Genomic DNA, 21074 nt, shown 5'->3' with positions numbered 1-21074 from the left:
ATGGACTATCTGCCGCTGTTTCATAACCTTCGCGGCAGTCGTGTGTTGGTCGTCGGCGGGGGGGAGATTGCCTTGCGCAAATCCCGCCTGCTGGCCGAAGCCGGTGCGCTGCTGCGGGTGGTCGCACCTGAAATCGAACCGCAACTGCGCGAACTGGTGGCCGGCAGCGGTGGCGAATGCTTGTTGCGTGGTTACGTCGAGGCCGATCTGGACGGTTGCGGGCTGATCATTGCCGCTACTGATGACGAATCGCTGAACGCTCAGGTTTCCGCCGACGCCCATCGGCGTTGCGTGCCGGTCAACGTGGTGGATGCGCCAGCCCTGTGCAGCGTGATCTTCCCGGCGATCGTCGATCGTTCGCCGCTGATCATCGCGGTCTCCAGCGGCGGCGATGCGCCGGTGCTGGCACGGTTGATCCGCGCCAAACTGGAAACCTGGATTCCTTCCACCTACGGGCAACTTGCCGGTCTGGCGGCGCGTTTTCGCAGCCAGGTCAAACGCCTGTTCCCGGATGTGCAGCAGCGTCGGGCGTTCTGGGAAGACGTGTTCCAGGGCCCGATTGCCGATCGGCAACTGGCCGGGCAGGGGGCCGAAGCCGAGCGCTTGATGCTGGCGAAAATCAATGGCCAGGCACCTGTTGCCACTGGCGAAGTCTATTTGGTGGGGGCAGGGCCGGGTGATCCCGACCTGCTGACCTTCCGCGCCTTGCGCCTGATGCAGCAAGCCGATGTGGTGCTGTATGACCGCCTGGTGGCGCCGGCGATCCTCGATTTGTGTCGTCGCGATGCCGAGCGGGTGTACGTCGGCAAACGCCGCGCCGATCACGCCGTGCCTCAGGATCAGATCAACCAGCGCTTGGTGGATCTGGCCAAGGCCGGTAAACGCGTGGTGCGCCTGAAGGGCGGCGATCCGTTTATCTTCGGCCGTGGCGGGGAAGAGATCGAAGAACTGGCGGCCCATGGCATCCCGTTCCAGGTCGTGCCAGGGATCACGGCGGCCAGCGGTTGCGCGGCCTATGCCGGGATCCCGCTGACCCACCGCGATTACGCGCAGTCGGTGCGGTTCGTCACCGGGCACCTCAAGGACGGCTCCACCGATCTGCCGTGGGCCGATCTGGTCGCGCCGGCGCAAACCCTGGTGTTTTACATGGGATTGGTGGGGTTGCCGATCATCTGCGAGCAATTGATCAGGCACGGTCGCGCGGCGGATACCCCGGCGGCGTTGATTCAGCAGGGCACTACGGTCAATCAGCGGGTGTTTACCGGCACCCTGGCCGACCTTCCACAGCTGGTGGCGGAGCATGAGGTGCATGCGCCGACATTGGTGATTGTTGGGGAAGTGGTGCAGTTGCGCGAGAAACTGGCTTGGTTTGAAGGGGCTCAGGGGCAACTCTGAACACCGAGTCGCCCCCATCGCGAGCAAGCTCGCTCCCACAGGGATTTATGTGATGCAAAAGATTGCAGCTTCACCACATAACCTGTGGGAGCGAGCTTGCTCCGGGCGGCGTTCCGACGATGGGGCCCTAAAACCTGCACAAATCTTCAGGCCCTGCGCCAAACCCCTTTCCCACTCAACCGCGCCCGATCATGCGCCGCAGTGAAATCCTGCGCCGGCCCCTTAGGCACAATCCCCGTCGGATTGATGGTCTTGTGACTGCCATAGTAGTGATGCTTGATATGCTCAAAACTCACCGTCCCGGCCACCCCCGGCCACTGATAAATCTCCCGTAGCCAGTTCGACAGATTCGGATAATCGGCAATCCGGTGCAGGTTGCACTTGAAGTGCCCGTAATACACCGCGTCGAAGCGAATCATCGTGGTAAACAGCCGAATATCGGCTTCCGTCAAATACTCACCGGTCAGATAACGATTGGCGTCCAGCAACTGCTCCAGCCGATCCAGCTCGGCAAACAACTCATCGAATGCCTCTTCATAAGCCTTCTGCGAGGTGGCGAATCCGGCGCGATAAACACCATTGTTCACTGCCGGATAAATCCGCTCGTTCAACGCGTCGATCTCGCTGCGCAACGGTGCCGGATAAAAATCCAGATCATTGCCGGTCAAATCATCGAAGGCGCTGTTGAACATGCGGATGATCTCCGCCGATTCGTTGTTGACGATGCGGTTCTGCTGTTTGTCCCAGAGCACCGGTACGGTGACGCGGCCGGTGTAGTCGGCGGTATCGGCGGTGTAGCGCTGATGCATGAACGTGAAGTGATCGAGCTTGTCGCCGGTCGAGCCCAGGTGCTGGTCGAAGGTCCAGCCGTTTTCCAGCATCAGCCAGCTGACCACCGATACGTCGATCAGGCTTTCCAGACCTTTTAATTTGCGCAGGATCAGCGTGCGATGAGCCCAAGGACAGGCAAGGGACACATAGAGATGATAGCGACCGGCCTCGGCCGCAAAGCCCCCGACACCGCTAGGGCCTGGCTTACCGTCGGCGGTCACCCAGTTGCGACGCTGCGCCTGTTCACGCTGGAACGCGCCGTCTTTGCTGCTTTCGTACCACTGGTCGTGCCAGCGGCCTTCGACTAATAAACCCATTTCAAGACTCCTCGACCGATAAGCGTTGGAGAGGAGTCTATTCGCATAGGTTCGAACTAAAAGCGCAAAGGTTGGGCAGTTATGATCGGTTAAATCGATCTGTCCCGCGCATCCCAATACTGCTGGGCGGTTTCGAAAGCTTGTTCGCGACTCTGGCCGAGGCCGCGCAAGGCCAGGGCCATGGTCGAAATCAGGGCCATTTGCGGGTAGCTGTCGACCACGTCGCCGCGCCACACGGCTTTCAAGTGTTCAGGCTCGAGGCTGGCCGGTTTGACGTGGCGCTGGGCTGACCGTTGCGGCCATTCCTCATCCCAACTCTCGCCACCGCTGGTGCCGTACAGGTGACTGTCGGCGTCCGGGTTGATCTCGATCTCGCCGCCGTCGCCTTTCACCACGATCGCGGTGTCGCCGAGCAAACCGCTGGCATCGCGATGCACCGCTTGGTAGCCGGGATGAAAGATGCTTTGCAGGCCACAGCGAGCGCCCAATGGGTTGAGGATCCGTGCCAGGGAATGGATCGGTGAACGCAGACCCAAGGTGTTGCGCAGGTCGATCATCCGTTGCAACTGCGGAGCCCAATCCACCAATGGCATGAAAGCCAGGCCGCCATTATCGAGTGCCGCGCCGACCTGCTGCCAGTTGCGGCACAGCGGGATCTGCAAGGTTTCGAGCAACTGTTCGCTATACAGCCGTCCCGCCGTGTGCGCGCCGCCGCCGTGCATGAAAATCCGCACACCGTTCTGCGCCAGGCACTTGGCCGCCAGCAGGTACCACGGCAGATGACGTTTCTTGCCGGCATAGGTCGGCCAGTCCAGATCGACATTCAACGCCGGTGCCTGTAAGCGTTCACGCAAGGCTTCGGTGAACCCCGCCATCTCCTCGGCGCTTTCTTCCTTGTGCCGCAGCAACATCAGGAAAGCGCCGAGCTGGGTGTCCTCGACCTTGTCGTCGAGCACCATGCCCATGGCCAGGCGGGCTTCTTCGCGAGTCAGGTCGCGGGCGCCACGCTTGCCTTTGCCGAGGATGCGCACGAACTGGGCGAACGGGTGCTCGGCGGGTGTTTCGAGGGTCAAGTCGGTCATAAGCAATTCGTCGGTTTGGGCAGGCCCGCCAGTTTCGCGGCGAGTTTGGCAGGGGTGCCTTTGAACAGTCGGTTCAGGTGCAGGCTGTTGCCTTTTTCCGGGCCGAGTTTCAATGCGGTGTACTTGATCAGCGGGCGCGTGGCGGGGGACAGCTGGAATTCGGTGTAGAAATGACGCAGCAATTCGAGGATTTCCCAGTGTTCGGGGCTCAGCTCGATGTCTTCGGCGGTGGCGAGGGCGCTGGCGACTTCAAGTGACCAGTCGCTCAGTTCCACCAGAAAACCGTCCTTGTCCAGCTCGATGGCGCGGGCGCCCACGGTCAGGACATTCATAGCCAACTGTTGACCTTGTCGTAGTGGATCGACAGTTCGACAAAGGCCGGGTAGTCGATGGCCTTGGCCCAGTCCGGCGTTTGCAGGTCGCGAGCCTGGGCATCTTCAGCCAGCACGAACAGTTTCAGACTGCGGGTACTCAGCACATTGAACGGCGCGGTGCCCGGTTGCAAGGCATAGGCCGCGTCGCCAGACAGCAGCAGCGCATCCTCGGCGCCAATCACGCGCAGGCAGCTGGTCAGGCGATCGTCGCCGAAAGGGGAATGAGACAACACATGCAAAGTCGACATCAGAGGGTGATCACCTGGTGGTAACGGTCAATAAGTGCGGTGATTTCATGGGCGGCCAGCACCTGGATGTCTTCGAGCGACAAAGCGCTCGGGTCCAGGCCGCGTTCAGCAGCGCTGTCGCCACAGACAAACAGGTCCTCGACACCGAACATCGGCAGCGCTTGCAGATTGGCGCTCAGGTCCTTCTGTTGCAGGGCCCTGGCGTCCTGTTTCGCGGCGAGCTGGAACACACCATCATCGAGGAACAACAGGCCGACAGGCAAATCAAAAGCGCCGCCGGCCAGTACGATGTCCAGCGCTTCCCGTGCACCCGGCCCGGACCATGGGGACTGACGGCTGATAATCAGCAAGGATCTGGGCATTTTCACGCACCTCCGAAACAAATCAGGCGGTCAGCGTCCTGCACTGCGTCATGCAACTGGCCCAGCCCGGACAATTCCCACGGCGCGCCCACGGCAACCGCTTCGCGCTGATAACGTCCGGCTTCTTCTGCGTTCAACACACCACGCCGCAGGGCGGCGGCGATACAGACGACGCCGTCCAGTTGATGCTCGGTGACGAAGGTGCGCCATTGACTGGGCAAATCCAGCTCATCCTGTGGGGTGACCACGCTACCGGAGGCGTTATGAACGCCGTCCTGATAGAAAAACAGCCGGACAATCTCATGCCCGCCGGCCAGCGCGGCCTGGGCGAACAGCAAGGCGCGGCGCGAGGAGGGCGCATGGGCGGCGGAAAACAGCGCGATGGCGAACTTCATGACGGACTCGATCAGCAAAACTGCGGTCATGATAAAGCTTTATCGGCGGGTCGGCTAAATCGATGTTGTCTGTAAGGGCCCCATCGCGGGCAAGCCCGCTCCCACAGGTTATTTGGTGAAGCTGGAATCTTTGACATCACACAAACCCCTGTGGGAGCGGGCTTGCCCGCGATGAGGCCCTTACAGTCAATACAAGATTCAACGCGGCATATACCCCAACTGCCAACGCCGCGGAATCTTCAACGACAGCAACCCGATCCCTCCCGCCAGCAACCCGCTGACAAACAGCGCCCTGAGCCCAAGATGATGCTCCAGCACCGCACCGAGCACCGCGCCGGCAAACATCCCGGCCCAGGGAATCAACTGCACTCGCCAGCCGTTGCGCCGTTCGCCGAGCATCCAGCGCCCCAGGCCGCGACCGAAGCGCGACAGGGCGCCGGTGACGTAGGTCAGGCCGACCGGCAGGCCATTCACTTCTTCCACCGCGGCATTGAGCATGCCCATGGCGATGATCGCCGCCAGCAACGCCGGCAGTTGTTCGTCATAAGGCCAGGCAGCGGCACCGCAGAGCAGGGTGGCGATGCAGAGCAGCAAGGGCAGCGCCCGCCGGCCGCCAAGACGGCTGACGACGATGCCCAGGGCGTTGCCGATGATGAACGTGGCCACGAGGATCATCAGGCGCAGAGTCAGGCCCATGTCGCCGTCGCTGATGGCCACGGCGAGACGGGTGGTGTTGCCGCTCATGAATGAAACGAAATCGCCGCTGGCCATGAAGCCGATGGCATCGGTCATGCCGGCCAGTACCGAGAGTGCGGCCACCAGCGACAGGCCGATGCGTCCGCGCCATTTCTGGATATGCAGATGGCCCGGACTGGCGTGGGTGCTGGAGGACGAGGGCAGCATCGTTAGATAAATCCTTGAGCGGCGACGGTTACTTGCCTAATCCATATAACTCGCAATACTCCAGCCAGTCCATACCGGCCATCTCGGCCACTTCCTTGTGGACTTCCATGCGTTGGGTCTCATAGTCCTGCGCCGACGCGGCGGTCAACTGCAACGTCAGCTCCCAGGCAAACAGCCCGAGGCGCTCGGCTTCGGCCTCGAAGGCTTCATGCAGGCGGTCGTCGCGGTACTGCGCCTGGGTTTCGCCTTTGGCTTGGGCCAGCAGCGGGTTGAGGTTGTCGAGTTCGGCGCGCAGCTCAGGGCGCTCATCGAGAAACCTCTTCAGCGCCTGCTCGTGTTGCTGTTCGGTTGCCGCCATGGTCGCTCCTTGAAAATGGATTACGCAGACTGCTTCTTGCTGGCTTTGGCCGCAGCGGCCAGGCACTCGAGGGCAAACTGCTCGGGGTACGTCATCTGGATCGGGGTGGTTTCACCTTTGACGGTACGTTCGCCATCAAGGATGTAACGAATCCGCTTGTCGGTGACGCCGATGCGCTTGGCGATCCAGGAAGGTGTCTGACCGATCTGGCTGATCAGTTTGTCGGCGTATTCAGCGGTCGGTTTGTAGTATTCGGCGTTGGGTGTCATGGGTCGTTCCAGAAAAATGCGCGATGCAGCGTTAATGGCGCGACAGGGTGCGCGAATCGTCACGCGGTGTCGCGGTATAAATGAAGTAAAGCAGAACGATACGCCGTGCCACGGTGATACAGTCCGCTTTTTCTTGATGAGCGAACGCAATGCGAATTCTGATGGTAGCGCTGGCCGTAACCTTGCTGGCGGGATGCGCGGGCTCGGCGATGAACGATGCGCGTACTGGAACCCCGTACAAAACCCTGACCTCGAACAAACCGGAAAAACTCGTCGCCCAGTGCGTTCAGTTTTCCTGGCAGGACGAGGCGGTGTTCGGGGTCGATGCCAGTGCGTATCTGCAGCCGGGCAAGAAGGGCGGGTCCACGGTTTACACGCGCTCGGCGGAATCCTTCGTGGATGTGACCACCGATGCCTCGGGAACACTGTTGAGCTACTACGCGCAGAAGGATGATTTTGTCGCCAAACGCCGGTTGGCGGCGTTGGCGACCTGCCTCTGACCTGACGGCAGCGTTTCCCCCTCCTACAGGGGTCAGACGTTGTTGATCAGGCGCTTCTGAAAAAAGAAGCGCTTATGCCCCGGCGGGTAGTCAGCGATCTGCCCCAACTCGCTGTAGCCCAGCTTCCTGTAGAACGCCGGCGCCTGGAAGTCGAAGGTGTCGAGCCAGACCCCGATGCAATCCTTCTCCCGCGCCAGGTCTTCGGCCATCTGCATCAGCTTCGAACCGATGCCCTGTCCCCGGGCCTGTTCCGGTACCGACAGCAACTCGACATACAACCATCTATAAAAAAACCGACCATACAGGCCGCCGAGAATCTCGTCGTGTTCGTCGCGGATCAGCAAGGCGATCGGCTCCGCGACAGTGACACCGGCTTTGGAGGCGTTGTAGGCGCGCAACGGCAGGACGATCGCCTGCTCCTCTTCATCCGTTGGGTTTTGCGACTGTTCGATCCGCAGGTTCATCAGCTACTTCCTTATGGCCAGGGTGAAAAACAGTCCCAAGCCTATCGCGGCACCCGGTCGCTGTTCCAGCCCTCAAGTGGAACCGTCATAAGCGCGCAGCTGTCTAACCTAGACAGCGTCATTCCAGAGCGCAGCCCATGAGGACAACCCGTGAATATTTTTGAAGCCTTGCGCGAAAGCCATGACCGCCAACGCACCTACGCCGATGCGCTGATCCAGACCAGCGGCGACACCCCGGAGCGGGTCGAGGCCTACAAGCAGCTCAAGTCGGAACTTCAAGCCCACGAAACCGCTGAAGAGCGGCATTTCTACATCCCGCTGATGGAGTTCGACAACGGCGTCGACCTCAGCCGCCATGGGATCGCCGAACATCACGAGATGGATGAAATGATGGAAGCGCTGGATGAGACCGAGATGTCCAGCCCGGCCTGGCTGGCGACCGCGAAGAAGCTGTGCGAAAAGGTGCATCACCACCTGAAGGAGGAAGAGCAGAAGTTCTTCCAGATGGCCGGCAAGCTGCTCGACGACAAACAGAAAGAGACCCTGGCCGGGCAATACGTGAAGGAGTACAAGGCCCAGCTTTCTTGAGCGTGTTTTCGTCTAACATGGCCGCCTTCTGACGAAAAAGGGATAGCGTAGTCATGTCGAACACAGCCGAGCGGGTCAACATCATCGAATCCAAGGTGTTGTCCCACGACTGGTACCTGCTGAAGAAAATCACCTTCGATTACCAACGCAACAACGGCGAATGGCAACGCCAGACCCGCGAGGTCTACGACCGTGGCAATGGCGCGGCGATCCTGCTGTTCAACCGGGAAAAGAACACCGTGGTGCTGACCCGGCAGTTCCGCCTGCCGGTATTCGTCAACGACCACGACGGGCTGTTGATCGAAGTGGCGGCCGGGTTGCTTGAAGGCGCGGCGCCTGAAGCGCGCATCCGCGATGAAGCAGAAGAGGAAACCGGCTATCGCGTGCACCATGTGCAGAAGGTGTTCGAGGCTTACATGAGCCCCGGTTCGGTGACGGAAAAGCTGCACTTCTTCATCGCCGAGTACGACGCTTCATCGAAAGTCAGCGAGGGTGGCGGGCTGGAGGAGGAGACCGAGGAACTGGAAGTGCTGGAGTGGTCGTTCGAGGATGCGCTTGCAGCATTCGATCGCGGGGAGATCTGCGATGCGAAGACCATCATGCTGTTGCAGTATGCGGCGATGAAAAACATCTTCACGACGGGTTGAGCCACGTTCACTCTACGGAAATCAAACGGGTGTACGCATCCCCTACGGAAATCTAACGGGTGTACGCATTCCCTCGGAAATCAAACGGGTGTACACGATCCCTGTAGGAGCTGCCGCAGGCTGCGATCTTTTGATCTTGATCTTTGGTGCCCTTGCAGACGCTTAAGATCAAAAGATCGCAGCCTGCGGCAGCTCCTACAGGATCAAAAGCAGGATCAAAAGCCTTCCAGTCGTCCGGTTCCACCCCATTGCCCGCCCTCAAGCGTCAACAACCATTCCTTGGCCTCAAGCCCACCGGCAAACCCGGTGAGTTTCCCCGACGCGCCAATCACCCGGTGGCAGGGCGCCACAATCGAAATCGGATTCTTGCCATTCGCCGCACCCACAGCCCGAACCGCACTTGGATTGCCGATCTGCGCGGCAATCTGGCTGTAGCTGCGAGTCTCACCAAACGGAATGGTTAGCAGCGCCGCCCACACCTTTTTCTGAAATTCCGTCCCGACAAAATCCAGCTCCAGCTCGAAACGGTCGCGTGTGCCGGCGAAGTATTCCTTCAGCTGTCGTGCGGTGCGCACGAGGATCGGGTTGTCCGGGGCTTCGCTCATCGGCCCCAGCAACACCCGGTTCGGCTTGTCGTTTTCCCAGAGGATGGCCGCCAGTCGCGAACCGTTCGCTACCAGCTTCAGCTCGCCAACCGGCGACGCCATGGTCATGCAGGTGTAGGTCATGCAGGCAGACTCCGCAGAAGTGCCGATCAGGGGGGCCAAGCATACTGCCTCGACAGGGAGGCGCAATGCGCAATCCCAGCCATACTTGCCTACTGTTCTTGAAACTTTTCCTCTGTTTTTTCACAGAGCCAAAAAACCAAAAGAGACCGACTCATGAAGTTCGAACCTTTTGCCAAATCGCTCATTGCGACCTCGTTAGCGCTAAGCTGCCTGATGGCCCACGCCGCCTCCGTGGCCCCGGTTGCGGCCGAAAACGGCATGGTGGTCACCGCCCAGCATCTGGCCAGCCATGTGGGCGTCGATGTGCTCAAGAACGGTGGCAACGCCGTCGACGCCGCGGTCGCGGTGGGTTATGCGCTGGCGGTGGTATACCCCGCGGCGGGCAACCTGGGCGGTGGTGGTTTCATGACCATTCAACTGGCGGACGGGCGCAAGACCTTCCTCGATTTCCGTGAAAAAGCGCCGCTGGCTGCCACCGCCGACATGTACCTCGACAAGGAAGGCAATGTCGTCCCCGACCTCAGCACCCGAGGTCACCTGGCCGTCGGCGTGCCGGGCACCGTGTCCGGCATGGAACTGGCCCTGCAGAAGTACGGCACCAAACCGCGCAAGGAAGTGATCGCCCCGGCAATCAAGCTCGCCGAAGACGGTTTTGTGCTGGAGCAAGGCGATGTCGAATTGCTGGAATACGCCACTGACGTGTTCAAGAAGGACATGAAGGATTCCGGCTCGATCTTCCTGAGCAATGGCGAACCGATGCAGGTCGGGCAGAGGCTGGTGCAGAAGGACCTGGGCAAGACCCTGCGGGAAATCTCCGAGAAGGGGGCTGACGGTTTCTATAAAGGCTGGGTCGCCGACGCCATCGTCACCTCCAGCCAGGCCAACAAGGGCATCATCGCCCAGGCCGACCTCGACAAGTACAAGACCCGCGAGCTGGCGCCGATCGAATGCGATTACCGCGGCTACCACGTGGTTTCGGCGCCACCGCCAAGCTCCGGTGGGGTGGTGATCTGCGAGATCATGAACATTCTCGAAGGTTATCCGATGAAAGACCTGGGCTATCACTCGGCCCAGGGCATGCACTACCAGATCGAAGCGATGCGTCACGCCTACGTGGATCGCAACAGCTACCTCGGCGACCCGGACTTCGTGAAAAACCCGATCGCCCATCTGCTGGATAAAAACTACGCGACCAAAATCCGCGCCGCCATCAATCCGCAAAAGGCCGGCGTGTCCCGCGAGCTCAAACCCGGCGTAGCGCCCCACGAAGGCAGCAACACCACCCATTACTCCATCGTCGACAAGTGGGGCAATGCCGTCTCGGTAACCTACACCCTCAACGACTGGTTCGGTGCCGGCGTCATGGCCAGCAAGACTGGCGTCATCCTCAACGACGAAATGGACGACTTCACCTCGAAAATCGGCGTGCCGAACATGTACGGCCTGGTGCAAGGGGAGGCCAACGCCATCGCGCCCGGCAAGGCACCGCTGTCGTCCATGAGCCCGACCATCGTCACCAAGGACGGCAAAGTGGTCATGGTCGTCGGCACTCCCGGCGGCAGCCGCATCATCACCGCGACCCTGCTGACCATGCTTAACGTGATCGACTACGGCATGAACATCCAGGAAGCGGTCGACGCCCCGCGTTTCCACCAGCAATGGTTGCCGGAAGAGACCAACCTGGAAACCTTCACCACCAGCCCGGATACGGTGAAGATGCTGGAAAGTTGGGGCCACAAGTTTGCCGGTCCCCAGGACCCCAACCACCTGGCGGCGATCCTGGTCGGCGCGCCTTCGCTGGAAGGCAAGCCGGTGGGCAAGAACCGTTTCTACGGGGCGAACGATCCACGACGCAATACCGGGTTGTCGCTCGGTTACTGAAGGTCGTTTTAAAAGGGGACGGACCTGTTTTTCTGTCCCCTGAACCACTGAGATTTCAAGGAAGTCACCATGACCACTGCACTGCTGATCATCGACGTCCAACGTTTGCTCTGCGTCGGCGAGTACGAATGCTTCGAGATCAAGCGTGTCATCGATCTCATCAACGGCCTGAGCGCCAGGGCACGCGTAGCAGGCATCCCGGTCATCCTGATTCAACATGAGGAAAAGGGCAGTCTGCTACAGCAGGGTGGCGAAGGCTGGCAGCTGGCCGATAGCCTGGAAACCTCGCCCCACGACCTGCGTGTACGAAAAAACAGCCGGGATTCTTTTTACCAGACACGCCTGCTGCAAATGCTGCAACAGCGGGACGTCGAGCGCCTGATCATCTGCGGCCTGCAAACCGACTATTGCGTCAATGCCACCGTGCGCCAGGCCCTGAAACTGGGCTATGACGTAGTGCTCGCCGCGGACGCCCATTCCACAGTCGACACCGACAATATGGCCGCCGATGACATCATTGCCGAGCACAATACCCGCCTCGCACGCCTGACCAGTCCGGTGTCCCGGATCGATGTGATCCCGACCAGCGAAATACGCATCAGGAACCGAAAGTCTCGATCAACCCGGTCAGGAATGCACTGACCCGATCTACGGTTGAGTCGTTCGGTCGGGTAACGGATGAAGGAGGGGGCAGGGGGGACAACGGCCGCGGCGGCTGGACGCGATTAGTGCGTCATGGCATGGTCGCATCCCAGGCCAATGAGCAAACGGGAACAGAACGATGGAGGAGGGTGATGAGGTCGGCGTCGGGACGTCGATGGCAACGCTGAAAGCGTTCAATCAGTGTGTGCTTCACCTGGGGCGCCTTGCCCGGGATCGCGGTGCCTCCCAATTCATTGCGGATGGCTTGCAGGCATTTGCTCAGTTGGTGCCCTTCGCTTCGGCATGGTGGGGCGAGATGTCGACGTCCGACGCCAGTGCGCCCCCGCAAAGCTGGATGCACGGGCGAATCAATCTGCCCGAGTCGTTTGCCGTCGAATGGCACAAGGTGGCGGTCAGCGACAGGTTTTCCCATGACACGCTGAGCCAGCCCGGTGAGGTCGTGCGCGACAGTGGGTTCACCGACCCCTGCGAGGCAGTGAACGACTTTGCCCGGCGCCATGATCTCTACCACTTGATGTGCATCACGTTCGAGTTGCCCGAGAGCGGCTTGATGTTCTTCGTCTGCCTCTACCGTGGCCTTCAGGCACCGGCGTTCAACGACAGTGAGGCCGGCTTGTTTTCGGCCTTCTGCGATCACCTGTTGCAGCTGTGGCGATTTCAGGTCCAGGACATGATCCGGTTCGACACGGGCAACGGTGCAACCGACTTCGGCGTTGCGCGCATGGATGGCAGCCTGCTCTACGTGGGGGCCAGGCTGTGCGCTGCCATTCAGCGTGAGTTGCCCGGCTGGAGCGGCTCGATGCTGCCTTCGCAGGTGATCGCGCAATTGCCGAAGGCACCCTGCGTGATGCGCCTGGGCCGTTGTGCACTGACCCTGAGTCCCAATGCCGAGCATGTCATTCTGTCGCTGGAGACACTGTCGCGCGGGGCGGCGCTTGCACCCCGGGAACGGACCGCCGCCATGCTGTTCGCCGCCGGTCATTCCTACAAGGAAATTGCCAGGATCCTGGCGTTGAGTCCTGCCACCGTGCGCACTTATCTGCGCAACTGCTATCTGCAGCTCGGCGTCAAAAGCAAGGTGGAACTCGGTTCTGCCTTGCGCTCGCCACCCTCGCCCGCAGAGGCCGCACGTCGGGAATAGGCGCGGCGCCACTGATTTTTTACCTGAAAACTGCCTTACCCCTCCTCATTTGTGGAGGTCCGGATTTGTGCTGCCCTCTATAAGGTGTGCCTGGCATTCAGGGGTTGCACGGCAGCGTGCTCGGGCCACTTCCACAACTATAAAAACAGAGGTGAGGCAGTTGAAATTTTCCAGGCTATTTATCGCCGTTGCCACGACCACGGCAGTTTCCAGCATGGCGCTGGTGGGGTGTCAGACCCAGGGTTCGACAGGCGCCGATATGGTGCTGCGCAACGGTTATGTCTACACCGTCGACGGCAAGAATTCGGTGCAGCAGGCGATCGCCGTCACGGGCGGGAAGATCGTTTATGTCGGCAGTGATGCAGGGGTTTCCTCTTACATCGGCAAACAGACGCAGCTGATCGATCTGGCGGGCCGCATGCTGATGCCGGGCTTCATCGATGCGCACATGCATCCGGGGGACGGCGGTCGCGCCATGACCTTGTGCGACCTGAAATACCAGACGATGACCCGCAAGGTTTTCCAGGAGACCATTCAGGCATGCCTGGATGCCGACCAGGGCAAAGGCCCCGATGTCTGGCTGGAAGTGGGCAGCTGGGATCGCATGGGCATGGACGGACTTGACGGTGACCCGGACAAATCGACGCTGGACGCGCTCAAGACCAACCGCCCGATTCAGGTCCGCTCCACTGATTTCCATACCGTGCTGACCAACTCTCGCGGTCTGGAAGTGGCTGGCATCAACAAGCACACGGCCAATCCCGGTGACGGCAAGTACGTGCGCGACAGCGCCGGCAACCCGACCGGCATCTGCGAAGACGGTGCTGCCGATGCCATGGCCGCCGTGGTGCCGCCCGCCACCGACACAGAGAAACTCAATCAGACCCGCGCGGCGCTCGATGCCATGCGCCAGCAAGGCATCACCAGTTTCTTCGATGCCTTGTCGGGGCCGGAAAACGGCAAAGCTTTTACTACCCTGCAACAGTCGGGTGAGCTGACTGCCCGGGCGTTGTTGGCGATCAAACTGGACCCGGCGGCGGCCGCTGCAGACCCGGCGAAAACCATCGCCGAGGCCAAGGCATTGGCCACTACCTACGACCAGGGCGAAGCCAAAGCCGCGCCCGGTGTGAGCATGCGCCACGTCAAATTGTTCATGGATGGCATCATCAACGCGCCGGCCGACACCGGTGCAATGTTGGCGCCGTACCTGCGCAATGCCGGCACCGATACCGCGCCGAAGTGGACTCCCGGCAAGAACACCGGTGAGCTTTACTTCCCGCCGCAAGTGCTCAATCCGCTGCTGCTGAAGGCAGTCCAGGCCGGCCTCGACCCGCACCTGCATGCCACCGGAGATCGGGCGGTGCGTGATTCGCTGAACAGCATCGAATACGTGCGCCAGCAACTGCCTGGCAATGGCTTTCGCCCAGCCATTACTCACAACGAGTCGGTGGACCCTGCCGACTATGCGCGCTTCAAGGCGCTCGACGTGACCGCCAACATGTCCTTCCAATGGGCCCAGCAGGCACCTTCTACGGTCGACGGTACCAACGAGCATCTGGGGCCTGCGCGTTTTGCCCGCATGGAACCCTCCGGCAGCATCGCTCGTGCCGGCGGCCGTGTGGCGTATGGCAGCGACTGGCCCGTCGACCCGCTCGACGAATTCCTGGCGCTGAAGATCGGTGTCACCCGCTCAGGCGATCCGCTGAACCCGCACAGCTACGGCCCCAAGTACGCGGGCAGGCTGAATGCCGCCCCGGCCCTGTCGCGCACTGAAGTGCTGCGCACCATCACCATCAACGCCGCCGAGCAGCTGAAACTGGACGCTGTCGTCGGCTCGGTCGAGGTGGGCAAGTTCGCCGACCTGATCGTCCTGGACAAGAACTTCATGCAGGTCCCCGAGGAGGCGCTGGCCCGCAACGACGTGCTGCTGACAGTGGTAGGCGGCAAGGTCGTGTGGGCCAAGGCGCCGTTCGTTGGCCTTGATCCGCAGGTGTTGTCCCAGGCATCAGCCTCCCGCCCAGCCCAATAACAACAAGAGAGTGTTCCGATGCAACGATTTATTCCCAACCTGTTGGCCGCAGCCCTGGCTTTGTCTTCGGTGCAGGCCATGGCCGCCGCTGACCTGGTGTTGTTCAACGGCAAGGTATTCACCGCCGAACCCGGTCAGGGACTGGTCCAGGCGGTGGCCGTGCAAGACGGCAAAATTCTCAAAGCGGGCAGTAATGCCCAGATCAACGCCCTGGCCGATGGCCACACGCAACGCATCGATCTGGCAGGCAAGGTGCTGATGCCGGGAATGATCGATACCCACAGTCACCCGGTGGTGGCGGCCTTCAACAGCATGGGCGCCAACCTGCTGGATGAAGTCAAGCCGTTGCCGGAACTTGAGCAGTGGATCATCGAACAGGATCAGGCGGGCGTTGCGCGTGCCGGTGACGTGATCAGCATTGCCGGGGTAAGTTCGGCCTATTGGGACAAAAGCCGTGAACTCGGCCAGCGTTTCAATCAAGGGCGCTGGGCGGAACAACCGGTGGTCCTCAGCGGGATTGACGGGCATACCGGATGGGCCAACAACGCCATGCTCAAGCGCCTGAAGATCGACGCGGCACTGGTCAAAGGTCTGTCGGAACAGGATCGCAGCTTTGTCGGTCACGACGCGGACTTCACCCCCAATGGCTATTTTGCCGAGTCTCGCTGGGACCAGGTACGCAGTCAGATCCCCGCGCCCAGCGAGGAGATCATGTTGAAAGCCGCCCGCGAGGCGGTGAAGGTCAACAATCAAAATGGCGTCACCGCCTGGATGGACGCGGCGGCGAATGCCGGCAGTGGCGACTCGCTGTTCGATTTCCAGGCCACCGAGCAGAGCTACGGTGTGTTGCCGCTGTATCGCGAACTGGCCCAGAAGGGTGAACTCAGCGCCCACGTTGCCGCGCTGTTGCTGGCCAATCCAAAAAGCCGACCGGCCGACCTGGAAGTGCTGGCCAAGGTGATGAAGACATTCGAGGGCGTACCCAACCTGAGCTTTCCGGGCATCAAGGTATTCGCCGACGGCGTTCTCGAGTTCCCAGGGCAGACGGCAGCGGTCATCGTTCCCTTCAACAACAGCCAGAAAAACGGTCAACTGCTGATCGATCCCACGCACTTCGGTGAATTGGTGGTGGCGGCGGAGAAGCGCGACTGGATCGTGCACATGCATGCGGTCGGCGACCGCGCGGTCCGTGAGTCACTCAATGGTATTGCCTATGCGCGCAAACTCAATCCGACCCCGGTGGCCCATAGCATCAGCCACCTGCAACTGGTCAACCCCAAAGAGTTCGCGCGCTTCAAGCAGCTGGGCGTGATCGCCTCCATGCAGTTGCTCTGGGCCACCGGCGAGAGCTACACCGTCGAACTCGTCAAACCCTATATCAGCGCGTTTGCCTACGGTTACCAGTACCCCGCCAGGTCCCTGCATAACGCCGGCGCCGTCATCGCCGGCGGCAGTGACTGGCCGGTGTCCAGCCCCAACCCGTGGAATGCCATCGCTCAGGCCAGCACGCGCAAAGGGCCGCTGGGTGTGCTCAATGCCAAGGAAAGCATCGATCGCCAGAGCATGTTCTACGCCTACACCTTGAATGCCGCCAAAGCCCTGCGCCTGGAGCAGCAGATCGGCTCGTTGGCACCCGGCAAGCAGGCTGATCTGATCATTCTCGACCGCGATGTGTTCAAGGTCAGCGATGACGAACTGTTCGACACCAAAGTCCTGAAGACCTACTTCGCCGGCAAAGAGGTTTACTCCCCCGCGTCCTGACGAATACCCCAGCCGCAGCACCGAAAAAAAAGATGACCGGCTCCTCGCATGGCGAGGGGCTCGGCTTCGCCATGCCCGACATTCCCCGCACCTCCATAAAAATAAGAGATTTGTATGAACGCACGCGCAGTATTGACCCTGGCCAGTCTTGTATTGGCGCCCCTGACGACCCAGGCACTGACCCTCAATGACGACTTCAACCTGGACATGACATTGGGTGTATTCAGCGACTACCGCACTCGGGGCATTTCGCAAACCCTGGGTGATCCGGCGGCACAGGCCAGCGCCACGCTGGTGCACAGCAGCGGCCTGTACATGGGCGCCTGGACGTCGAATGTCGATTTCGGCGGCGAGTTCAAGACCCGGCAGGAACTCGAGTACTACGCCGGCTATTACTGGCAGGCGACCGAGGCCATCAGTCTCGACCTGGGGTACATCAAGTACGACTATCCCAAGGAGGGCCAATTCAACCTGAGTGAGGTCTACGCCATTCTTGACGTGTATGGCGTGAAGCTTGGCGCCAACTACTCAAACGATACGCCGAACGTCTTTGGCGAAGACCAGGACACCCTTTACACCTACCTCAGCTACCAGATCGCCTTGCCGGCCGAGCTGGGCCTGGACTTGCGCATCGGGCGCGGCGATGTCAAAGACCCGGCGTACTGGACCACCAACGGCGATAGCCGCGATACCTATTACGAGTGGGAAGCCAAACTGAGCCGTGATTTCGTGGGCGTGACCTGGGGTCTGAGCTACATCGATACCGACCTGTCGAAAAGTGAATGCGCGGGGTGGTATGGCTACGGCGATCTGTGCACGGCGACGGTGGTCGCCAGTGCCAGCAAGACGTTCTAAGCCTGCAAGCCCACACAATAAAAACAAGCTCCTCAAAGGAAAACAGCGCAATGACCAAGGTCAGCGATAGTCCGCAACGAAGTCCCCTGATCGAGACCCGTTCGATCGATTTCATTCCCGAGGCCGAGCGTCATGGCAGCCTCTACAGCCAATTCACCCTGTGGCTTGGCGCCAACCTGCAGATCACGGCGATTGTCACCGGTGCCCTGGCCGTGGTGCTGGGCGGCGATGTGTTCTGGTCGCTGATCGGTTTGCTGATCGGCCAACTGCTCGGCGGCGCGGTGGTTGCGCTGCACGCGGCGCAAGGGCCCAAGCTCGGGCTGCCGCAGATGATTTCCAGTCGCGTGCAGTTCGGCGTCTATGGGGCAGCGATCCCGATCGTGCTGGTGTGCCTGATGTACCTTGGTTTCAGCGCCACCGGCGCGGTACTGTCGGGGCAGGCCATTGCCCAGTTGATCGATGTCAGCGACAGCGTCGGCATCCTGATTTTTGCCTCCTGCATCGCCTTTCTGACCATCTTCGGCTATCGGGTCATCCACCTGGTCGGCAAGGTGGCCAGCGTGCTGGGGATCATCGCCTTTGTGTATCTGTTTACCCGGTTGATGACGCTCAATGATATCGGCCTGTTGCTGGAAAACCGCCACTTCGGCTGGAGTACCTTCCTGCTGGCGGTATCCCTGTCCGCGTCCTGGCAGATCGCCTTTGGTCCCTACGTGGCCGACTACTCGCGCTACCTGCCGAGCAAGACCGCGTCCTGGAAGACCTTCACCGCCGTCGGCCTTGGCACGGTGCTCGGTGCCCAGGCCTCAATGGTGCTGGGAGTGTTTGCCGCCGCGTTGGCCGGCGCGAATTTTCGCGGGCATGAAGTCGCGACCATCGTCGGTTTGGGCAGTACCGGCGTCATGGCCTCGCTGCTGTACCTGAGCGTGGTGTTCGGCAAGGTTACGGTGTCCACCCTCAACGCCTACGGCAGCTTCATGTGCGTGGCGACCATCATCAGTGGCTTTCGCAGCCGTCTCGAAATTACTGCCCGGCAGCGCATGCTGTTCGTGCTGGTGATTGTCGCGGCGTCCACCACGCTGGCGCTGCTGGGGCAGCATTCGTTCCTGAACACCTTCAAGTATTTCATCCTGTTCCTGCTGACGTTCTTCACGCCCTGGAGCGCGATCAACCTGGTGGATTACTACTTCATCAACAAGGAGCGCTACGACATTGCGGCGTTATCCGACCCGGCCGGTCGCTACGGACGCTGGAACCTGTTGGGCATCAGCGTGTATGCGATCGGGGTGTTGGTCCAGCTGCCTTTTGTCGACACCAAATTCTACTCGGGGCCGATGGTGGCGCAGCTCGGCGGTGTCGATATTTCCTGGATCGTGGGGTTGGTGGTGCCGGGGATGCTTTATTACGGGCTGGCCAGGGGATCAGTGCCGGCGGTGGTTTCTGAGCGGAGCTGAATGTCCGGAATTCTGGGTGAGCCCGAAAGATCAGCCGGGAGGGAACGCCCCGTCTTCGACGTCACGCTATCGCGCATAGAACCGGAGGCGCTTTATGTGGGAGCGAGCCTGCTCGCGAAGACGGCCTGACAGCCGACCTATCCTTCAAGCGCAGGTGTTCTTCCGATCTGATTGGGAACGACCAATACACGCGCCCCCTGTAGGAGCTGCCGCAGGCTGCGATCTTTTGATCTACATTTCCCTTTCCCGCTGATCAAATCTATCCGTTCGGAGACGATCAACATGGCACTCCAGCCCCTGCGCGCCGCCCCATCCCACCTCGACAAAATCGCCAGCCTCTTCGACGCCTATCGCGGCTTCTACGGCCAGCCGCCGAACCTCACACAGTCCCGCGATTTCATCGCCGAGCGCATCGCCCGGGACGAATCCGTGATTTTCTTCGTCGAGGACGACACGGGTGAAGCGCTGGGGTTCGTTCAGTTGTACCCGACGTTTTCCTCCATCGACGCCCACCGCACCTGGCTGCTCAGCGATCTCTTCACCACCCCGGCAGCCCGAGGTCGCGGAGTCGGGACCTTGCTGATGAACACCGCCCGAACCTTTGCACTGTTGACCGGCGCCAAAGGCCTGGTGCTGGAGACGGCCACGGACAACCACGGGGCGCAACGCTTATATGAGTCGCTGGGTTATGTGCGCGATACGGGTTACTACACCTATTGCCTTGATCTGAAACAGGGCTGAATCAAGCGTCGCTCTTGAGCACCGCAGTGCTGTCGCGCAGGGTCAACTCGAACGGCAGCACCACATGCCGCTGCGGGATGGGTTTTTTCTCGATGAGTGCGATCAGCATCTCCACGGCTTTCTGGCCAAAGATTTCGGCCGGTTGCGCGATGGTCGTCAACGGCGGGTCACAGTAGGCGGCGAAGGGAATGTCGTCGAACCCCACCAGGGAAATATCCTCGGGCACCCGCAACCCCTGTTGTTTGATGCGCTTCAACGCACCGATCGCCATTTCATCGTTTTCGCAGAACAGGGCAGTGGGGCGCTCGGCCAGTTCCAGCATCGCGCCCGCCCCATCGAAACCGGCGGTCAAGGTGAAATCGCCGTGGCAGACCAGCGCCGGGTCGCTGGCAATCCCGGCCTGGTTCAGCGCATCGTGATAGCCGGCCACCCGATCGCGGGTCAGCGGGCTGCTTTTCGGACCTTTGACCAGCCCGATCCGGCGGTGGCCCAGATCGATCAGATGCTCGGTCATGGCCTTGGCGGCTGCACGGTTATCCAGGCTGATGGTGGGATGACGTCCGCCCTGAATCACCTCACAGGCGTTGACCATGGGCGGTGACTCGCCGTTGGGCGAGGGCGACTCGAAAGGGTCGTAGGCGCGCAACTGGATCACGCCGTCGGCCTGATGGGCATGCACCAGCGCGGCGAATTCCCGTTCGACTTCCTCGCGGCCCTGGGTGTCGCACAGCAGCAGGCGGTAACCGGCCGCCTGGGCAGCCTGCTGGGCACCGCTGATGACCCGGGCGAAAAACGTGTTGGCGATGGCCGGGACCAGAATCACCAGGTTGCCGGTTCTGCGCGAACGAAATTGCACGGCCATCAGGTTCGGCCGGTAGCCGGCCTGTTCCACTGCCGCGTTGACCTTGTCCCGGGTTTCGGGGAGTACGCGTTCCGGCGACTTCAGCGTTCTGGACACGGTAGCCACCGAGACGCCGGCCAGGCGGGCAACTTCACGGATATTGGACAAGACAACCTCGTTACGAAACGGCAAATGTCAGCGCGGCCGGCGAGCTTACCGCAGGCAGGTCGTGCGTTGAAATGACCTT

Annotated in this window: 24 protein-coding genes; 12 read left to right on the top strand and 12 right to left on the bottom strand. The window is 60.9% G+C overall.

Annotation, left to right across the window (positions count from 1 at the left end; all coding sequences use genetic code 11):
- Positions 1 to 1395 carry a siroheme synthase CysG gene (gene cysG / locus ACA067_RS22155; RefSeq protein ID WP_497458503.1) on the top strand — a complete coding sequence of 465 codons (1395 nt, stop codon included), beginning with the start codon at positions 1 to 3 and terminating at the stop codon, positions 1393 to 1395.
- 146 nt (positions 1396 to 1541) lie between these two features.
- Here the strand turns inward: cysG and ACA067_RS22150 are convergent, their stop codons facing one another.
- From ACA067_RS22150 to ACA067_RS22110, 9 genes are all read right to left on the bottom strand, one after another.
- On the bottom strand, positions 1542 to 2543 hold the full coding sequence (locus ACA067_RS22150; protein WP_497458502.1) for a glutathione S-transferase family protein: 1002 nt from the start codon (positions 2541 to 2543) through the stop codon (positions 1542 to 1544).
- Between the two features lie 89 nt (positions 2544 to 2632).
- Entirely contained in the window at positions 2633 to 3625 is a 993-nt protein-coding gene (locus tag ACA067_RS22145) for a glycosyl transferase family protein (RefSeq protein WP_497458501.1), read from the bottom strand.
- A complete protein-coding gene (locus ACA067_RS22140) occupies positions 3622 to 3957 on the bottom strand; it encodes a TusE/DsrC/DsvC family sulfur relay protein (protein WP_497458500.1) in 336 nt (111 codons plus the stop codon). Before ACA067_RS22140 ends, ACA067_RS22145 begins: the two co-directional genes overlap by 4 nt.
- Positions 3954 to 4247 carry a sulfurtransferase complex subunit TusB gene (gene tusB, locus ACA067_RS22135; protein ID WP_497458499.1) on the bottom strand — a complete coding sequence of 98 codons (294 nt, stop codon included), beginning with the start codon at positions 4245 to 4247 and terminating at the stop codon, positions 3954 to 3956. Before tusB ends, ACA067_RS22140 begins: the two co-directional genes overlap by 4 nt.
- Positions 4247 to 4609, bottom strand: a complete 363-nt coding sequence (tusC, locus tag ACA067_RS22130; protein WP_497458498.1) for a sulfurtransferase complex subunit TusC — start codon at positions 4607 to 4609, stop codon at positions 4247 to 4249. Before tusC ends, tusB begins: the two co-directional genes overlap by 1 nt.
- 2 nt (positions 4610 to 4611) lie before the next feature.
- Positions 4612 to 5004 carry a sulfurtransferase complex subunit TusD gene (tusD, locus tag ACA067_RS22125; RefSeq protein WP_497462832.1) on the bottom strand — a complete coding sequence of 131 codons (393 nt, stop codon included), beginning with the start codon at positions 5002 to 5004 and terminating at the stop codon, positions 4612 to 4614.
- A 198-nt stretch (positions 5005 to 5202) separates the two neighbouring features.
- Positions 5203 to 5907, bottom strand: coding sequence for a YoaK family protein (locus ACA067_RS22120; protein WP_497458497.1), 705 nt, complete (start codon positions 5905 to 5907; stop codon positions 5203 to 5205).
- A gap of 28 nt (positions 5908 to 5935) precedes the next feature.
- On the bottom strand, positions 5936 to 6265 hold the full coding sequence (locus ACA067_RS22115) for a DUF6388 family protein (protein WP_497458496.1): 330 nt from the start codon (positions 6263 to 6265) through the stop codon (positions 5936 to 5938).
- A 20-nt stretch (positions 6266 to 6285) separates the two neighbouring features.
- Positions 6286 to 6534 carry a hypothetical protein gene (locus ACA067_RS22110; RefSeq protein WP_064678716.1) on the bottom strand — a complete coding sequence of 83 codons (249 nt, stop codon included), beginning with the start codon at positions 6532 to 6534 and terminating at the stop codon, positions 6286 to 6288.
- Positions 6535 to 6683: 149 nt separating this feature from the next.
- On the opposite strand from ACA067_RS22110, the gene ACA067_RS22105 reads away from it, so the two are divergent.
- Positions 6684 to 7034 (top strand): hypothetical protein, encoded by a 351-nt coding sequence (locus ACA067_RS22105; protein WP_497458495.1) that lies wholly within the window; start codon positions 6684 to 6686, stop codon positions 7032 to 7034.
- A gap of 32 nt (positions 7035 to 7066) precedes the next feature.
- Here ACA067_RS22105 and ACA067_RS22100 read toward each other — a convergent pair whose 3' ends face one another.
- Positions 7067 to 7498 (bottom strand): GNAT family N-acetyltransferase, encoded by a 432-nt coding sequence (locus ACA067_RS22100; protein ID WP_497458494.1) that lies wholly within the window; start codon positions 7496 to 7498, stop codon positions 7067 to 7069.
- A 150-nt stretch (positions 7499 to 7648) separates the two neighbouring features.
- Here ACA067_RS22100 and ACA067_RS22095 point away from each other — a divergent pair, with 150 nt between their 5' ends.
- Positions 7649 to 8086, top strand: coding sequence for a hemerythrin domain-containing protein (locus ACA067_RS22095; RefSeq protein WP_497458493.1), 438 nt, complete (start codon positions 7649 to 7651; stop codon positions 8084 to 8086).
- Positions 8087 to 8139: 53 nt separating this feature from the next.
- Positions 8140 to 8733, top strand: a complete 594-nt coding sequence (locus ACA067_RS22090; RefSeq protein ID WP_497458492.1) for an NUDIX domain-containing protein — start codon at positions 8140 to 8142, stop codon at positions 8731 to 8733.
- 215 nt (positions 8734 to 8948) lie between these two features.
- Here the strand turns inward: ACA067_RS22090 and ACA067_RS22085 are convergent, their stop codons facing one another.
- The gene (locus tag ACA067_RS22085) at positions 8949 to 9461 is read right to left on the bottom strand and encodes a methylated-DNA--[protein]-cysteine S-methyltransferase (RefSeq protein WP_497458491.1); all 513 of its coding nucleotides are present in this window, start codon (positions 9459 to 9461) and stop codon (positions 8949 to 8951) included.
- A gap of 153 nt (positions 9462 to 9614) precedes the next feature.
- On the opposite strand from ACA067_RS22085, the gene ggt reads away from it, so the two are divergent.
- From ggt to ACA067_RS22045, 8 genes are all read left to right on the top strand, one after another.
- On the top strand, positions 9615 to 11342 hold the full coding sequence (ggt, locus tag ACA067_RS22080; RefSeq protein ID WP_497458490.1) for a gamma-glutamyltransferase: 1728 nt from the start codon (positions 9615 to 9617) through the stop codon (positions 11340 to 11342).
- Positions 11343 to 11411: 69 nt separating this feature from the next.
- Positions 11412 to 11984: a cysteine hydrolase family protein gene (locus tag ACA067_RS22075; RefSeq protein WP_497458489.1), complete on the top strand. Its 573-nt coding sequence runs from the start codon at positions 11412 to 11414 to the stop codon at positions 11982 to 11984.
- A gap of 139 nt (positions 11985 to 12123) precedes the next feature.
- A complete protein-coding gene (locus tag ACA067_RS22070) occupies positions 12124 to 13146 on the top strand; it encodes a helix-turn-helix transcriptional regulator (protein ID WP_497458488.1) in 1023 nt (340 codons plus the stop codon).
- 160 nt (positions 13147 to 13306) lie between these two features.
- Positions 13307 to 15175: an amidohydrolase gene (locus ACA067_RS22065; RefSeq protein ID WP_497458487.1), complete on the top strand. Its 1869-nt coding sequence runs from the start codon at positions 13307 to 13309 to the stop codon at positions 15173 to 15175.
- 18 nt (positions 15176 to 15193) lie between these two features.
- Positions 15194 to 16936: an amidohydrolase gene (locus ACA067_RS22060; RefSeq protein WP_497458486.1), complete on the top strand. Its 1743-nt coding sequence runs from the start codon at positions 15194 to 15196 to the stop codon at positions 16934 to 16936.
- A 114-nt stretch (positions 16937 to 17050) separates the two neighbouring features.
- A complete protein-coding gene (locus tag ACA067_RS22055) occupies positions 17051 to 17791 on the top strand; it encodes a TorF family putative porin (protein WP_497458485.1) in 741 nt (246 codons plus the stop codon).
- A 50-nt stretch (positions 17792 to 17841) separates the two neighbouring features.
- The gene (locus tag ACA067_RS22050; RefSeq protein WP_497458484.1) at positions 17842 to 19245 is read left to right on the top strand and encodes a purine-cytosine permease family protein; all 1404 of its coding nucleotides are present in this window, start codon (positions 17842 to 17844) and stop codon (positions 19243 to 19245) included.
- Positions 19246 to 19527: 282 nt separating this feature from the next.
- Entirely contained in the window at positions 19528 to 19986 is a 459-nt protein-coding gene (locus ACA067_RS22045; RefSeq protein WP_497458483.1) for a GNAT family N-acetyltransferase, read from the top strand.
- Position 19987: 1 nt separating this feature from the next.
- Here ACA067_RS22045 and ACA067_RS22040 read toward each other — a convergent pair whose 3' ends face one another.
- Entirely contained in the window at positions 19988 to 20995 is a 1008-nt protein-coding gene (locus ACA067_RS22040; protein ID WP_497458482.1) for a LacI family DNA-binding transcriptional regulator, read from the bottom strand.
- Between the last annotated feature and the right edge of the window lie 79 nt (positions 20996 to 21074).

The organism is Pseudomonas sp. LBUM1674, from assembly GCF_059695635.1.
This window is presented reverse-complemented; position numbering and strand designations above follow the sequence as displayed.

Excerpts from the sequence above, each read along its gene's own strand:
- ACA067_RS22115 (WP_497458496.1), bottom strand. The coding sequence starts at position 6,265 with ATGGCGGCAACCGAACAGCAACACGAGCAGGCGCTGAAGAGGTTTCTC.
- ACA067_RS22090 (WP_497458492.1), top strand. The coding sequence starts at position 8,140 with ATGTCGAACACAGCCGAGCGGGTCAACATCATCGAATCCAAGGTGTTG.
- ACA067_RS22075 (WP_497458489.1), top strand. The coding sequence starts at position 11,412 with ATGACCACTGCACTGCTGATCATCGACGTCCAACGTTTGCTCTGCGTC.
- ACA067_RS22060 (WP_497458486.1), top strand. The coding sequence starts at position 15,194 with ATGCAACGATTTATTCCCAACCTGTTGGCCGCAGCCCTGGCTTTGTCT.
- ACA067_RS22085 (WP_497458491.1), bottom strand. The coding sequence starts at position 9,461 with ATGACCTACACCTGCATGACCATGGCGTCGCCGGTTGGCGAGCTGAAG.
- ACA067_RS22055 (WP_497458485.1), top strand. The coding sequence starts at position 17,051 with ATGAACGCACGCGCAGTATTGACCCTGGCCAGTCTTGTATTGGCGCCC.
- ACA067_RS22100 (WP_497458494.1), bottom strand. The coding sequence starts at position 7,498 with ATGAACCTGCGGATCGAACAGTCGCAAAACCCAACGGATGAAGAGGAG.
- tusC (WP_497458498.1), bottom strand. The coding sequence starts at position 4,609 with ATGCCCAGATCCTTGCTGATTATCAGCCGTCAGTCCCCATGGTCCGGG.
- ACA067_RS22145 (WP_497458501.1), bottom strand. The coding sequence starts at position 3,625 with ATGACCGACTTGACCCTCGAAACACCCGCCGAGCACCCGTTCGCCCAG.
- ACA067_RS22050 (WP_497458484.1), top strand. The coding sequence starts at position 17,842 with ATGACCAAGGTCAGCGATAGTCCGCAACGAAGTCCCCTGATCGAGACC.
- ACA067_RS22070 (WP_497458488.1), top strand. The coding sequence starts at position 12,124 with ATGGAGGAGGGTGATGAGGTCGGCGTCGGGACGTCGATGGCAACGCTG.
- ACA067_RS22120 (WP_497458497.1), bottom strand. The coding sequence starts at position 5,907 with ATGCTGCCCTCGTCCTCCAGCACCCACGCCAGTCCGGGCCATCTGCAT.
- tusB (WP_497458499.1), bottom strand. The coding sequence starts at position 4,247 with ATGTCGACTTTGCATGTGTTGTCTCATTCCCCTTTCGGCGACGATCGC.
- ACA067_RS22150 (WP_497458502.1), bottom strand. The coding sequence starts at position 2,543 with ATGGGTTTATTAGTCGAAGGCCGCTGGCACGACCAGTGGTACGAAAGC.
- tusD (WP_497462832.1), bottom strand. The coding sequence starts at position 5,004 with ATGAAGTTCGCCATCGCGCTGTTTTCCGCCGCCCATGCGCCCTCCTCG.
- ACA067_RS22140 (WP_497458500.1), bottom strand. The coding sequence starts at position 3,957 with ATGAATGTCCTGACCGTGGGCGCCCGCGCCATCGAGCTGGACAAGGAC.
- ggt (WP_497458490.1), top strand. The coding sequence starts at position 9,615 with ATGAAGTTCGAACCTTTTGCCAAATCGCTCATTGCGACCTCGTTAGCG.
- ACA067_RS22105 (WP_497458495.1), top strand. The coding sequence starts at position 6,684 with ATGCGAATTCTGATGGTAGCGCTGGCCGTAACCTTGCTGGCGGGATGC.
- ACA067_RS22110 (WP_064678716.1), bottom strand. The coding sequence starts at position 6,534 with ATGACACCCAACGCCGAATACTACAAACCGACCGCTGAATACGCCGAC.
- ACA067_RS22045 (WP_497458483.1), top strand. The coding sequence starts at position 19,528 with ATGGCACTCCAGCCCCTGCGCGCCGCCCCATCCCACCTCGACAAAATC.
- cysG (WP_497458503.1), top strand. The coding sequence starts at position 1 with ATGGACTATCTGCCGCTGTTTCATAACCTTCGCGGCAGTCGTGTGTTG.